Below are 13,981 nucleotides of genomic sequence, written 5' to 3'. Positions count from 1 at the left end.
TGATGGCCGGAATGCCGGGCGGCGGCCTTATCTCGCGGGGCGGTTTGGGGTAAGCTGATCAGATGAATGACTGGTTGAGGATACCCGAGGGCCGAAAGCCCCAGCGCGTGTTGCGTCTGTGCCTGATTCTCGGGCTGACCGGGCTGGTGTTCCTGGTGCTGGTGGGCGGATCGGCCTGAGGGCAGCTTCCGGGGCCGGGTCAGCGGCTGAGGCCGCCTGCAAGATCGGGCATGTCGAGCGCGGCAAAGCCGTAATGGCGCAGCCAGCGCAGGTCGGATTCAAAGAACGCGCGCAGGTCGGGGATGCCGTATTTCAGCATGGCGATGCGGTCGATGCCCATGCCGAAGGCAAAGCCTTGCCATTCGGCGGGGTCGACCCCCGCCGCCGACAGCACCTTGGGGTGCACCATGCCGGAGCCCAGAATCTCCATCCACTTGTCGCCTTGGCCGATCTTGAGCTGGCCGTTTTCCCAGGAACAGCGGATGTCGACCTCGGCCGAGGGTTCGGTGAAGGGGAAGTGGCTGGCGCGGAAACGAAGTTCGACCGAAGGCACCTCGAAGAAGGCGCGGCAGAATTCTTCCAGCGTCCATTTCAGGTTGGCCATGGAAATGTCGCGGTCGATCGCCAGCCCCTCGACCTGGTGGAACATGGGCGTGTGGGTCTGGTCCATGTCCATCCGGTAGACGCGGCCGGGGGCGATGACGCGGATGGGCGCGCCCTGCTCGGCCATCGCGCGGATCTGCACCGGGCTGGTGTGGGTGCGCAGCACATGCGGCGGGCGGGTGTCGCCGGGGGCGCGGTGCATGAAGAAGGTGTCGTGTTCCTGTCGGGCGGGATGCTCGGGCGGGATGTTCAGCGCGTCGAAGTTGAACCAGTCGGATTCGACCTGCGGGCCTTCGGCCACGGCGAAGCCCATGTCGGCGAAGATAGCGGTCAACTCCTCCATGACCTGGGAAACCGGGTGGATGGTGCCCATGCGGCGCGGGCGGCCGGGCAGGGTGACGTCGAGCCATTCGGCGCGCAGGCGTTCGTTCAGGGCGGCATCGGCCAGGGCGGCGCGGGCGGCGCGCAGGGCGGCGTCGATCTCGTCCTTCAGGCGGTTCAGGGCGGCGCCGGCGGCCTGGCGGTCCTCGGGCGACATCTGGCCAAGCTCGCGCATCTTCAGGCTGATCTCGCCCTTCTTGCCAAGGGCGGCCAGACGCACCTCCTCCAGCGCGGCCTCGTCCGTGGCCGCGCCGACGGCGGTCAGATACTTGCCCCGCAGGGTGTCGAAAGCGTCCATGGTCATCTCCGCACTGTCGGGCCTGTGCTACCCAGCCCGGCCGGCGAATGCAAGTGGACGGGCGTCAGGCGGACCAGATGCCGTTGCCCGCGCGCCGGATCACGCTGGCGGCCTTGGACAGATAGCGCGTCTGCGTGCAGGAATAGACCGAGCGCAGTTTCAGGTTCGGCCCGGCGCGGCCGATCACGAAGCACAGATAGCCCGCCTCGACCGGCAGGCTGGCACCGGCGGGGAAGTCGAAGCCGACATAGGGTTCGGGCACGTCGGTGAAGAACACGAAATCATCGCGGTCGGCTGCCACTGCCCCGGAATCGCAGGTCTTGAGGTGACCGATGATCCTGGCCTCGTCGGCGCGGGTGGTCGGTTCCAGCGCGCCGAACGACATGTCGGGCGAGGTGACGTTGGTTGGCGCCGGCACCTTGGTCCAGACGTTCGGGCGCATCTCGACCGTGGTCACCATCTTGCGCTTCATGAAGAACGACGATCCGTAGCCCTGATTGGGCGGGCGGACATGCGTCACCTCCAGATGGTTTGGCGCATGATACATCTGCAGACCGGCAATCGCGGTCTGCAGGGTCGCGGGGCTGGCAAGGGCATTCAGGGCGGCAATCATCTGGGTCTTGTTGAACACGCGGATTTCCCTTCTGAAATGGTTGTCGGTGAGGGCGGCCGCATCCTGTCGGCTGGCCCGTGCACACGCCGGAGGCGAGTGTGGCAAGGCGCCGATTTCCGGCAACAGGTCCGTGCGGGCGGGTGCCGCAGAAATGCAGGCAAAGGCAGCAGCCGGACCCCGCGCGGGCGCGCCGCGCGGGGGTGGGGGTCACTTCCAGATGTCGGCATCGACGCCCCTGGCAATCTGCGGGTGGTCGGAGATGTGGAACTTGGGTTCCAGCCCGGCCTCGCGCTGGGCGAAGTAGTTCCGCGTCAGCAGCACCACCGTGCCGGACAGGGCGACAATCGCGATCAGGTTGATCGTGGCCATCATGCCCATCGAGGCGTCGGCAAGGTTGAACACCGTCGCCACCGCCTGCAACGCCCCCCAGACCACCATCACCAGCACGATGCCGCGCAGGGCCATCAGCCCGGTGCGATTGCCGATTCCAAGGAACGACATTGCCATTTCGGAATAGGCGTAGTTGCCGATGATCGAGGTGAAGGCGAAGAAGAAGATCGCGATGGCGATGAAGTAGGGGCCGAACGCGCCGACATGGGTGGCAAGGGCGGCCTGCGTCAGCTGCGTGCCGGTCAGTTCGCCGCCGGGGATGTAGACATCCGACAGAAGGATCATCATCGCGGTGCAGGTGCAGATCACCAGCGTGTCGATGAACACGCCAAGCGCCTGCACCAGCCCCTGACTGGCGGGGTGGTGCGGGTTGGGCCGGGCGGCGGCGGCGATGTTGGGCGCAGAACCCATGCCCGCCTCGTTGGAGAACAGGCCGCGTTTCACGCCGTTCAGCATGGCGGCGGCAATGCCGCCGGTGATGCCGCCCACCGCCTCGTCAAGACCGAAGGCGTTGGTCAGGATCAGGCCGAACATGCCCGGGATCAGCGTCAGGTTTGTGACCACGACATACAGCGCGACCAGAAGGTAGGCGCCCGCCATGAACGGCACGACATATTCCGCCACCGCGGCGATCTTGCGGATGCCGCCGAAGATCACGATGGCGGTCAGGCCCGCCAGCACGAGGCCGGTCACCAGCTTGGGGATGCCGAAGGCGCCGATCATCGCATCGGCGATGGAATTGGCCTGCACCGCGTTGAACACCAGCCCAAACGACAGGATCAGGCAGACCGAGAACACCCCGCCGAGCCACGGCATTCCCAGCCCGCGCGCGATGTAGAACGCCGGGCCGCCGCGATAGACCGACGAGGTGTCGTCGCTGCGGTCATGCACCTTGTAAAGCTGCGCAAGGGTGGATTCGGCATAGGCCGTGGCCATGCCGACCAGCGCGACCATCCACATCCAGAAGATCGCGCCGGGGCCGCCGAGCGTCAGCGCCACGGCGACGCCCGCGATGTTGCCGGTGCCGACCCGGCTGGCAAGGCTGGTGCACAGCGACTGGAAGGGGGTGATGCCTTCCTTGTCGGTGGACGAGGCCTGCGTGACGACGCGGAACATCTCGCCGAATTTCAGGATCTGCTGGAAGCGCAGGCGGATGGTGAAATAGACGCCGACCGCCAGCAGGCCGTAAATCAGGACGTAGCCCCAGAAGATCGTGTTCATGAAGTCGATGGTTGCTGTCATATTGTCCCCAGTTCCGGTTCCCGGCCTTTTTTGATGGCCCTGCGGCACAGGCTGCAGAGCGATCGGGTTTTCGGCAACAGGTATTTGCGGTTGTGCCCGGGCGCGGGGGACTATTTGCCCGATGCATGGGCAGAAGGCGGCTGCCTTGCAGGGCTGCGCCGGGTCGCCCGGCGGGTGGCGCTGCGTTGTCTGGCAGGAATCGGGGTCGCCGTGCTAGGGTCGCGGCCGCGCGCAGACCTGGCGCGACCCGCATTTCACGCTGAATGCCCATTGTGGGAGATATTGCGATGACCGACCTTGTGACGGACGTTCTGCGGCTGCCGGAAGTGGCCCGGATCGCCTTCGGCTTCGGCTCTGTGCTGATCGGCCCGACATCGTTTCCGCTGGTGGTGAATGCGCTGGCGGCCTCGAAGATATCGATCGTCACCGTCACGGGCGGCGGCAACCGGGCCGTTTACAACTACAAGCGCAACCGCTTCACGTTCAGCTTCACGGTGGCGCTGGGCGACCCCGACCGCGAGGCGCTGGTGGTGCATGAATCGGTTCATGCCGCCTTTGACGTGATGATCTCGCCGATGCAGGTCAAGGTGTCGGAGGCGGCGGCCTATATCGCGCAGTGCCAGTTCTTCTATTTCCGCAATCAGGCCGCCATCGACGCCGGGGCGGCCCCGACCTTTGGCGACCCGATCCTGGCCGCGGCCTGGCCGGTCAGCCAGCTGGCACTGACCAGGCCCCGGCTTGACGAGGCCGATGTGGCTGCCCTGCTGAGCACGATCAGCGGGCATCGCATATACCGGCTGCGCCATTCGGAGATTGACGAATACGACGGGGTGTGACGGCGCAAAGTAAAACCCCGCGTGGCGGACACGCGGGGTTCGGGGTCGTTGCGATGGGCCAGCGATCAGGCGGCGGCGGGCATTGCCGCCTTGGCCTGCGCCGCGATGGCGTTGAACGCCTCGGGCTCGTGCACGGCGAGATCGGCCAGAACCTTGCGGTCAACCTCGATGCCAGCCAGAGCCAGACCGTTGATGAAGCGCGAGTAGGTGAAGGCCGGGTCGAACAGGCGCACGGCGGCGTTGATCCGCTGGATCCACAGGGCGCGGAAGTTGCGCTTGCGGGTCTTGCGGTCGCGGGTCGCGTACTGGTTGGCCTTGTCGACGGCCTGGGTCGCGGTGCGGAAGTTGGTGCTGCGCGCGGCGTAATAGCCCTTGGCAGCCTTGATCACCTTGCGGTGGCGGGCGTGGGTGACCACACCGGATTTGACGCGGGACATCTGAGCTTCTCCTTACCGGTCGTAGGGCATGTATTTCTTGACGATCTTCGCATCGCTGGGCGACAGGATCATCGTCCCGGTCACGTCGCGGATGAATTTCGTCGAGCGTTTGATCATGCCGTGGCGCTTGCCGGCCGGGCCGGCCTTGACGCGCCCGGTTGCGGTGAAGCTGAAGCGCTTCTTCGCGGCGGACTTGGTCTTCATCTTGGGCATTTCCATCTCCTCATTCGAGTGGTTCTGGCGCGACTCGGCATGCCACAATGGCCGGTCGCGCGGGGATCGAGCGTGCCGTATAGGCAGGCGCGGCCGCAGAGGCAAGGGAAAAGGCGTCAGTTCAGCAGGCGGCCGATGACGCTGTAGATGGTTTTCGGAATCTCGTCCACCGTGTAGCCGCCGGGTTTGCGCGACAGGGCAAGCACGATCAGCGTGCCCGAAATCAGCACCAGCACCGCCCCGGCCCGTGGCGCGCGCCCTTCGGAGAAGGCCGAGGCGATCGACGGCACCGCCAGCACCCCGACGAAAAGGCCGACGACAAGCATGAGATCGGTGTCCATCGGCCCCTCCGCAGGATCTGGCGCGATTATTCCGGATCGGACCGGGAAATCAACCGCTCGTCACCGGGTGCGACACGCAGGATGTTGGTGGTGCCCTGCACGTTGAACGGCACGCCGGCGATCACCACGATGAACTCGTCCGACATCGCGAAGCCGCCGTTGCGCGCCGCCCGCGCCGCCGAGATCACCGCGCCCTTGAAGCGGTCCTGCTCCTCGGTCATCACGCAATGCGCGCCCCAGGTCAGGCACAGGCGGCGGGCGGTGCCGACCAGCGGGGTCAGCGCCAGGATCGGCACGCGCGGCCGTTCGCGGGCCACCAGGCTGACCGTGTTGCCGGACTGGGTGAAGCAGCAGATCGCCTTGATGTTGGTGGACTCGGCAATCTCGCGCGCGGCCGAGACGATGGCGTGGGCGACCGTGGTGCGCACCACCTTGCGGGACGCCTCGATCACCTCGCGGTAGGTGGCATCGCCTTCGACCGAGATGGCGACATTGTGCATCGTGGTCACCGCCTCGACCGGATAGGAACCGGCGGCGGATTCGGCCGAGAGCATTATGGCATCGGCGCCCTCGTAGATCGCGGTGGCGACATCGGACACCTCGGCCCGGGTCGGCACCGGCGATTCGATCATCGATTCCAGCATCTGGGTGGCGACGATCACCGGCTTGGCGGCAGCGCGGGCGCCCCGGATCAGCCGCTTCTGGATCGGCGGCACCGCCTGCACCGGCAGTTCCACCCCCAGATCGCCGCGCGCCACCATGATGCCGTCCGATACGGCCAGAATCGCGTCATAAGCCTTGACGGCGGCGGGTTTCTCGATCTTCGACAGGATGGCGGCACGGCCGTTGACCAGCGCGCGCGCCTCGGTCACGTCTTCGGGGCGCTGCACGAAAGACAGCGCCAGCCAGTCGATGCCAAGCTCGCAGGCGAACTCCAGATCCTTGCGGTCCTTTTCCGACAGTGCGGCCAGCGGCAGCACCACGTCGGGCACATTCACGCCCTTGCGGTTGGAAATCGTGCCGCCGACCTCGACGCTGCAATTGGCGAAATCCGGGCCGCAGCTTTCGACCCGCAGGCGGATCTTGCCATCGTTGACCAGCAGCGAGGCGCCGGGTTCGAGGGCGGCGAAGATCTCGGGATGGGGCAGGTTGACCCGGGTTGCATCGCCCGGCGCGGGGTCAAGGTCCATGCGGAAGGCGGCATGGGGGATCAGCTCTTCCGACTCTCCTGCAAAGGTGCCGACCCGCAGCTTCGGCCCCTGCAGGTCGGCCAGGATCGCGATCGGGCGGCCGGTGTCGGCCTCGATCTGGCGGATGATGGCGTGGCGGGCGCGGATGTCGTCATGCGTGCCGTGGCTCATGTTGAGCCGGAACACGTCGGCGCCCGCCTCGAACAGGGCGCGGATGGTAGCGTAATCGCGGGAGGACGGGCCCAGGGTGGCCACGATCTTTACATTCCGAAGGCGTCTCATGCTGCCTCGTTTCCTTTGTTGTTTCGGGTGTCGTGGTGGGCCGCTGGTTTTATGGCGGAAAAGACCGTGAGGGGCAACTGCGGGAGTGCCGGGGTGGGGAGCGGGATTTTTCGTAGAAAAATCGCGGCCGTGCGCGAAAATGCGCGGCTGCCGGGGTGGCGGGCGATTCCCCTCGGCCGGGCGAGCGGCTACACAGGGATGCAGCGACCCGGTGACAGAGGTGTGACAGCGTGACCCGACCCCCGTTCGAGATACTTGGCGAAGACCGGCCCTCGCGCTGGCTGGTGACCTGCGATCATGCCAGCAACCGGGTGCCCGACGATGTCGGCGGCGGCTCGCTGGGCATCGGCGCCGCCGACATGGCGCGCCACATCGCCTGGGACGTGGGGGCGGCCGGGTTGACGCGGGCGCTGGCCGAACATCTTGATGCCCCGGCGATCCTGTCGGATTTCAGCCGTCTGGTGATCGACCCGAACCGGGGCGAGCTGGACCCGACGCTGGTGATGCAGCTTTACGACGGCACCATCATTCCCGCCAACCGCGGCATCGACGCTGCCGAGGTGGAGCGGCGGCTGGAGACGCTGTATCGCCCCTATCACGCGGCCTATGCCCGGCTGGCAGCAAGGCAGGCCGATACGGTTATACTGGCGGTGCATTCCTTCACGCCGTGCCTGCGCGGTCGCGGGGTGCGGCCGTGGCATGTGGGCGTGCTGTATTCGCATCTGGACGACCGGCTGTCGCGCCCGCTGATCGCGCGGCTGGCGGCCGAGGCCGATCTTTGCATCGGTGACAACGAACCCTATGCCGGGCATCTGCCGGGCGATGCCATCGACCGCCACGCCCTGCAGCCCGGGCGGCACAACACCCTGATCGAGCTGCGCAACGACCTGATCGCGGACCCTGCCGCGCAGGAAGCCTGGGCCGCCCGGCTGGCACCGATTCTGACCGGGGTGCTGGACGGCCTTCAGGACTGAACCGGCCGCTGCAGACAATTCCGTCCGCCGCCGTGGATTGCCGCCATTGCGGCGACAATGTGGCGGGACGTTTGACAGAAGAGTGATTTGAAACAAGGTTGTGACGAAAGCGTGTTGATTCTTTCCGGGCCTGACAGGCTCGACTTTGCAGGGAGACGGATTGTGGGAATGCTTCTTCTGCTGTGCCTGGTGCCATTGGCGCTGCTCATCACTGAAAGCAACGATGACACGTCCGAGGATGGGGCCGGGCGGCGGATCGAGGGAACCGATGGGATGGACGATCTGACCGGCACCAATGGCGACGACCGGATCGAGGCACAAGGCGGCGACGACCTTGCAAACGGCAGCGGCGGCGCGGACCTGATCTTCATGGGCGACGGCAACGACCGTGCCACCGGCGGCGACGGCAACGACACGCTGTGGGGCGGCGAGGGCAATGATCGGGTCACCGGCGGGCCGGGCGACGATGTGGTCAACCTTGAAGGCGGCGATGACATCTACGACCCGCGGGCCGACCTTGCGACCGATCCGGATGCGGGCAATGACACCATCCGCGGCGGCGACGGCAACGACGCAATCCTTGATTTCCTCGGGCAGAACCAGATTTCCGGCGGATCCGGCAACGATCTGCTGGTGGCCGAGGATATCGACGCGTCGGTGTTCGCGCCCGACGAGATTGCAGGCGGCAACGGGAACGACAGCCTGTTCGGCGATGATGGCGACACGATGAACGGCGGGATCGGGGCGGACCAGTTCGGGGTCTGGACCAACCAGCCCGACGACGCGGCCGTGCTGATCGAGGATTTCGATCCGGCGGCGGACATTCTGTACCTTTACTATGACACCGGGGAACTGGGCACAGTGACCGAGGCCGACCTGCGTCATGAAGCCGATCCGGAGGCCGACACCCTGAGCCTGTTCGTCAAGGATCAGCTGGTGGCCGTGCTGGCCAACACGCAGACCTTCGACCCGGGGCTGATGGTGCTGCGGCCGCAGTAGCGGCCGTCGCGGTCAGGGCCGCGCCGTCGTTGCGGGGCGTCGGCGCGGATCCCGCCGCCCTGCGGGTCACGCCGGAGCCGGTCACCGCGTGAGGACGCAACCGGGCGGGGGTGCCCGCCCCGGTGCCGTCAGACGGCGGCCTTGCGGACCTCGTCGAGGTAGATCTCGCGCAGGCGGGTGGCGACCGGTCCGGGGGTGCCGCTGCCCAGGGGCGCGCCGTCGATCTCGACCACCGGCATCACGAAGGCCGAGGCCGAGGTGATGAACGCCTCGTCGGCATCTTTCGCCTCGTCGATGGTGAAGGGGCGTTCCTCGACCTCCATCTGCGCCTCGGCGGCAAAGCGCAGCACGGCGGCGCGGGTGATGCCGTGCAGGATGTCGTTCGACAGGTTGCGGGTGACGATGCGGTTGCCCTTGACGATGTAGGTGTTGTTCGAGGTGCCTTCGGTCACGAAACCGTCCTCGACCATCCAGGCATCATCGACGCCCGCGTGCTTGGCCATCATCCTGCCCATCGACGGATACAGCAGTTGCACCGTCTTGATGTCGCGCCGCCCCCAGCGGATGTCGGGGATCGAGATCACCTTCATGCCCTTGCGCGCCACCGGGTTGTCGGCCAGCCCGGGCTTGGACTGGGTGAACATCACCAGAGTCGAGGGCGTGGTGGCCGGGTCGGGGAAGGCGAAGTCGCGGTCGCCGGGGCTGCCGCGGGTGACCTGCAGGTAAACCAGCCCCTCGGTGATACCGTTGCGCGCCACCAGTTCGCGGTGGATCGCCAGCAGGTCGTCGTCGCCGACCGGGGCGGCCATGTCCAGTTCCTTCAGGCTGCGCGCCAGCCGCAGGGCATGGCCCGCGAAGTCGATCAGCTTGCCATCCAGCACCGAGGTCACCTCGTAGACGCCATCGGCCATCAGGAAGCCACGGTCGAAGATCGAGATCGTGGCGTCTTCTTCGGGCAAATAGGTCCCGTTCACATAGACGGTGCGGCTCATGCTTATCCCCAGAGTGCTGCGGTTGGAGGGTGGACACCGGCCGCGTCGAAGGCCAGCGGGTGTTCGCGGTCTTCGGCCAGAAGCAGCGGGCCGTCAAGGTCCGTGTAGGCCGCACCCTGCGCCAGAAGCGTTGCCGGGGCCATCGCCAGCGATGATCCGACCATGCAGCCGACCATCAGCCCGTAGCCTTCGGCCAATGCGGCGGCCTTCAGCGCCAGCCCTTCGGTCAGCCCGCCGGTCTTGTCGAGCTTGAGGTTCACCATGTCGTACTTGCCCTTCAGCGCGGGCAGGGAATGGCGGTCGTGGCAGGATTCGTCGGCGCAGACCGGCAGGGGGCGGGCAATCTCGGCCAGCATGTCGTCGGCCCCGGCGGGCAGCGGCTGTTCCACCAGCGCCACGCCAAGCCGCAGGAGGTGCGGGGCGAGGTCGGCGTAGATCTCGGCCGTCCAGCCCTCGTTGGCGTCGATGATGATCTTCGTCTGCGGCGCGCCGGCCCGCACCGCCTCCAGCCGGGGCATGTCGTCGGGGGTGCCGAGCTTGATCTTGAGGATCGGGCGGTGGGCGTGCTTTGCTGCGGCCGCGCGCATCGCCTCGGGCGTATCGAGCGACAGGGTGTAGGCGGTGATCTGCGGCACGGGTTCGGGCAGGCCCGCCAGTTGCCAGACCCGGCAGCCCGCCTGCTTCGCCGCCAGATCCCACAGCGCGCAATCGACCGCGTTGCGGGCAGCCCCTGCGGGCAGGGCCTCCTGCAACGCCTCGCGCGTGATGCCGGGGTCAAGCGCCGCGATCTGCTGTGTGACGCTTTCCGGCGTCTCGTCATAGCGCAGGTAGGGCACGCATTCCCCCCAGCCGGTGACGCCGCCCCGGGTGATGCGGACGGTCAGCACCCGAGCCTCGGTGCGGCTGCCGCGCGAGATGGTGAAGACCTGCGCGAGGCGGAAGGTGTCGGGGGTGACGGTTATCATGGGCGGGCCTTTCGGGGGGGGGCATCGTTTCTGCGCGTGTTTCAGGCTGTCTTCGTCTGATGTGCGGACGAAGCTGCCGCTCAATCTGCTAGTCGGTTCGGGATGAGTTCGGCCTTCATCCAGTGAACGTCCGATTGGACATGCCCCTCCCTGACGTATTTGCCCATTCTTTCTGGCATTGCCGATTCCACAAATGCACCAGCTATCCGAGCAACGAAACCCTCTTGGCTGCTTAGGTCGAGCGACTTCGCAAGATCATCAAACAGACCATTCCGGTAGGGGCCGCGATATAATGTGGGGACGGGACGGATGCCCAGTTCCTCAAACCGAGCCAAGGTCAAATCCCATGCCTGCACTTCGTCACCGATAATCCATGCAAAGCCGAGAAAGTATGAGGGCAGCGTGTCGTAGGCGACAGAGTGACGGGCATAGAGATTTTCCCCCACGATGCGCTCGACCTCGGTCAAGTAAGGCGCGATGCCTGCCGCGAACGCCTTGAGCCAATCGCGGGAAGGGTGATAGCGGCTATCGGGGCTTCGCGCGTGTGATCCGGCTCGATGGATGGTCGTGTTCTCCCCATCCATCTTCTCGGTCACTACGAGATCATCCACCATCAGCCCGCTGAGGGAGGGCATAATTTTGTCGTCACTCGTCGCGCCGGGTGAAATGGGAAGGTGAAAGGTGCGTCCGTATTTTTTCATATGGAAGCGATAGCACAACTGTCGGAAGGGCAGCTATGGGCTCTTGACAGACCACCAAGACTAGCAGCCACAGCCAGAGCCCCCGCCTCACACCGCCATCATCGCATCCACCAGTTTGCCCGCGCCGAAGCGGAAGGGGTCGGTGGCGGGCAGGTCGGTGCGGGCTTCGACCTCGGCCAGGTAGGCCAGCGCCTCGGCTTCGGGCATGGCCTGGGTGTTGATGGCGCAGCCGATGGCGACGCAGGCGGGGTTGGCGACGCGGGCCAGGGCCAGCGCCATGTCGCGCACCGCCTCGATGGATGGCAGGGTGTAGCCGGGCAGGCCGCGCATGTGGGTGCGGGTCGGCTCGTGGCAGATCACCAGCGCGTCGGGCTGGCCGCCGTGGATCAGCGCCAGCGTGACGCCGGAATAGGAGACGTGGAACAGGCTGCCCTGGCCCTCGATCAGATCCCAGTGGTCGGGGTCGTTGTCGGGGGTCAGCCATTCGACCGAGCCTGCCATGAAATCGGCGATCACCGCGTCGAGCGGCACGCCGTCGCCGGTGATCAGGATGCCGGTCTGGCCGGTGGCGCGGAAGGTGGCCTTCAGGCCGCGGCGGCGCATCTCGGCATCCATGCAGAGCGCGGTATACATCTTGCCGATCGAACAGTCGGTGCCGACGGCGAGCATGCGCTTGCCGCTGCGCTTCTGGCCGTTGGCGATCGGGTAATCGACGGTCGGCACCCGCACGTCATGCAGGGTGCGCCCGCAAGCGGTGGCGACGGCGGCAAGGTCGGGCTCGTCGCGCAACAGGTTGTGCAGGCCCGAGGCGAGGTCGAAGCCCTCCTCCAGCGCCGCGACCAGCACCTTTTTCCACGCCTGACTGATGACGCCGCCCCGGTTGGCAACGCCGATCACCAGGGTCTTCACCCCGGCGGCCCTGGCCTCGGCCAGCGTCAGGTCGGGCAGGCCGAGGTCGGCGCGGCAGCCCTCCATGCGGAACTGGCCCACGGCGTATTCGGGGCGCCAGTCCTTGATGCCCTGCGCCACCTTGGCGGCCAGCGCGTCGGGGGCATCGCCGAGAAACAGCAGGTAGGGGGTCGGGATCATGGCGCGCTCCGGATGTTGGGTATCGGCGCAGGATGCGTCAGGTTGGCGGGGAAGTCTTGGGTTTATGTGCGCGGTTTGCCGGGTTCGGCGCAAGAATCTGCGGCCGCTGTCAAGAATTGCCGAAGAAACGGGCGCAGTCGTGCAGGGTTTCGCCGCAATGCCGCGCCGGTTGCTGCGGTGCAAAACGGGGCTTGAAATGGCGCACGCAACAATCTATCGCAATGCGTGTAAATCACGAAACATCATTGCCCGGATTCCTGACATGAGCTTTCGCCTGCAACCCGCCCCGCCCGCCCGCCCGAACCGCTGCCAGTTGTTCGGCCCCGGGTCGCGCCCGGCGCTGTTTCCCAAGATGGCGACCTCGGCGGCGGATGTGATCAACCTTGATCTGGAAGATTCGGTGGCGCCGACCGACAAGGATCAGGCGCGGGCGCAGGTTATCGCGGCGATTTCCGAGATTGACTGGGGCAACAAGACCCTGTCGGTGCGGATCAACGGGCTGGACACGCCGTGGTGGTATCGCGATGTGGTCGACCTGCTGGAACAGGCGGGCGACCGGCTGGACCAGATCATGATCCCCAAGGTCGGCTGCGCGGCCGATGTTTACGCGGTCGATGCGCTGGTCACGGCGGTGGAGCGGGCCAAGGGGCGCACCAAGCCGATCAGCTTCGAGGTGATCATCGAATCGGCGGCCGGGATCGCGCATGTCGAGGAGATTGCGGCATCGAGCCCGCGGCTGCAGGCGATGAGCCTTGGCGCTGCGGATTTCGCGGCCAGCATGGGGATGCAGACCACCGGCATCGGCGGCACGCAGGAAAACTACTACATGATCCGCGAGGGCGTGAAGCACTGGCCGGACCCGTGGCACTGGGCGCAGGCGGCGATCGTTGCGGCCTGCCGGACGCATGGCGTGCTGCCGGTCGACGGGCCGTTCGGCGACTTTTCCGACGACGAGGGCTTCCGGGCGCAGGCGCGGCGGTCGGCCACGCTGGGCATGGTGGGGAAATGGGCCATTCATCCCAGGCAGGTCGCGCTGGCGAACGAGGTCTTCACCCCGTCCGATTCCGCGGTGGCCGAGGCGCGCGAGATCCTGGCCGCGATGGATGCCGCCAAGGCGCGCGGCGAAGGCGCGACGGTGTTCAAGGGACGACTCGTTGACATAGCGTCGATCAAGCAGGCAGAAGTGATCGTGCGGCAGGCAGAGATGATCGCCAGCCATTGAGATACCCGCGCGGCAAGGGGAGAGGAGGCCCCATGCCGCACCCTCGGGAGGACGCGCGCCCCAAGGCTTGCCTTGGGGCGTTGCCGTTCCGGGAGGGGGGAAGTTTCGTGGAAAATTCGGGTTTCCTGCGGGAGGGCGAATTTTCTACGAAAATTCGGTGCGGCCCGGCGGGGCCTTCCCCCATCCTGCGGCCCGATACCCATCATGCGGCGT

At 66.5% G+C, this 13,981-nt stretch carries 15 protein-coding genes; 4 read left to right on the top strand and 11 right to left on the bottom strand.

Going from position 1 to position 13,981, the window contains the following annotated elements:
* Positions 1–199 precede the first annotated feature (199 nt).
* The 3 genes from pheS to RNZ50_20020 form a co-directional block, all read right to left on the bottom strand.
* The gene (pheS, locus tag RNZ50_20030; GenBank protein MDT8857282.1) at positions 200–1,282 is read right to left on the bottom strand and encodes a phenylalanine--tRNA ligase subunit alpha; all 1,083 of its coding nucleotides are present in this window, start codon (positions 1,280–1,282) and stop codon (positions 200–202) included.
* A gap of 64 nt (positions 1,283–1,346) precedes the next feature.
* Positions 1,347–1,913: a hypothetical protein gene (locus RNZ50_20025; protein ID MDT8857281.1), complete on the bottom strand. Its 567-nt coding sequence runs from the start codon at positions 1,911–1,913 to the stop codon at positions 1,347–1,349.
* Between the two features lie 189 nt (positions 1,914–2,102).
* Complete coding sequence (locus RNZ50_20020) at positions 2,103–3,527, bottom strand: sodium:alanine symporter family protein (protein ID MDT8857280.1); 1,425 nt, start codon at positions 3,525–3,527, stop codon at positions 2,103–2,105.
* Between the two features lie 287 nt (positions 3,528–3,814).
* Here RNZ50_20020 and RNZ50_20015 point away from each other — a divergent pair, with 287 nt between their 5' ends.
* The gene (locus RNZ50_20015; GenBank protein ID MDT8857279.1) at positions 3,815–4,363 is read left to right on the top strand and encodes a hypothetical protein; all 549 of its coding nucleotides are present in this window, start codon (positions 3,815–3,817) and stop codon (positions 4,361–4,363) included.
* A gap of 65 nt (positions 4,364–4,428) precedes the next feature.
* Here RNZ50_20015 and rplT read toward each other — a convergent pair whose 3' ends face one another.
* The 4 genes from rplT to pyk form a co-directional block, all read right to left on the bottom strand.
* Entirely contained in the window at positions 4,429–4,800 is a 372-nt protein-coding gene (gene rplT, locus RNZ50_20010; protein MDT8857278.1) for a 50S ribosomal protein L20, read from the bottom strand.
* Positions 4,801–4,812: 12 nt separating this feature from the next.
* Entirely contained in the window at positions 4,813–5,013 is a 201-nt protein-coding gene (gene rpmI, locus RNZ50_20005) for a 50S ribosomal protein L35 (protein ID MDT8857277.1), read from the bottom strand.
* Positions 5,014–5,129: 116 nt separating this feature from the next.
* Positions 5,130–5,354: a hypothetical protein gene (locus tag RNZ50_20000; GenBank protein ID MDT8857276.1), complete on the bottom strand. Its 225-nt coding sequence runs from the start codon at positions 5,352–5,354 to the stop codon at positions 5,130–5,132.
* A gap of 26 nt (positions 5,355–5,380) precedes the next feature.
* Positions 5,381–6,826, bottom strand: a complete 1,446-nt coding sequence (pyk, locus tag RNZ50_19995) for a pyruvate kinase (protein MDT8857275.1) — start codon at positions 6,824–6,826, stop codon at positions 5,381–5,383.
* A gap of 230 nt (positions 6,827–7,056) precedes the next feature.
* Between pyk and RNZ50_19990 the strand changes: the two genes are divergently transcribed.
* Together RNZ50_19990 and RNZ50_19985 are read left to right on the top strand one after the other, a co-directional pair.
* The gene (locus tag RNZ50_19990; GenBank protein ID MDT8857274.1) at positions 7,057–7,800 is read left to right on the top strand and encodes an N-formylglutamate amidohydrolase; all 744 of its coding nucleotides are present in this window, start codon (positions 7,057–7,059) and stop codon (positions 7,798–7,800) included.
* Positions 7,801–7,968: 168 nt separating this feature from the next.
* Complete coding sequence (locus tag RNZ50_19985; protein MDT8857273.1) at positions 7,969–8,799, top strand: calcium-binding protein; 831 nt, start codon at positions 7,969–7,971, stop codon at positions 8,797–8,799.
* 128 nt (positions 8,800–8,927) lie between these two features.
* Here RNZ50_19985 and RNZ50_19980 read toward each other — a convergent pair whose 3' ends face one another.
* The 4 genes from RNZ50_19980 to dgcN form a co-directional block, all read right to left on the bottom strand.
* Positions 8,928–9,791, bottom strand: coding sequence for a D-amino-acid transaminase (locus RNZ50_19980; protein MDT8857272.1), 864 nt, complete (start codon positions 9,789–9,791; stop codon positions 8,928–8,930).
* A gap of 2 nt (positions 9,792–9,793) precedes the next feature.
* Positions 9,794–10,756: an N-acetyl-D-Glu racemase DgcA gene (dgcA, locus tag RNZ50_19975; protein ID MDT8857271.1), complete on the bottom strand. Its 963-nt coding sequence runs from the start codon at positions 10,754–10,756 to the stop codon at positions 9,794–9,796.
* 80 nt (positions 10,757–10,836) lie between these two features.
* On the bottom strand, positions 10,837–11,391 hold the full coding sequence (locus RNZ50_19970; GenBank protein ID MDT8857270.1) for an RNA ligase family protein: 555 nt from the start codon (positions 11,389–11,391) through the stop codon (positions 10,837–10,839).
* A gap of 153 nt (positions 11,392–11,544) precedes the next feature.
* On the bottom strand, positions 11,545–12,546 hold the full coding sequence (gene dgcN / locus RNZ50_19965) for an N-acetyltransferase DgcN (protein ID MDT8857269.1): 1,002 nt from the start codon (positions 12,544–12,546) through the stop codon (positions 11,545–11,547).
* 262 nt (positions 12,547–12,808) lie between these two features.
* Here dgcN and RNZ50_19960 point away from each other — a divergent pair, with 262 nt between their 5' ends.
* Positions 12,809–13,768: an L-malyl-CoA/beta-methylmalyl-CoA lyase gene (locus RNZ50_19960; GenBank protein ID MDT8857268.1), complete on the top strand. Its 960-nt coding sequence runs from the start codon at positions 12,809–12,811 to the stop codon at positions 13,766–13,768.
* Positions 13,769–13,981 lie beyond the last annotated feature (213 nt).

This window comes from Paracoccaceae bacterium Fryx2 (assembly GCA_032334235.1).
In the GTDB taxonomy this organism is placed as follows: Bacteria; Pseudomonadota; Alphaproteobacteria; order Rhodobacterales; family Rhodobacteraceae; genus JAVSGI01.
The sequence above is the reverse complement of the archived record's forward strand: the minus strand, read 5'-3'. Positions and strand labels throughout refer to the sequence as shown.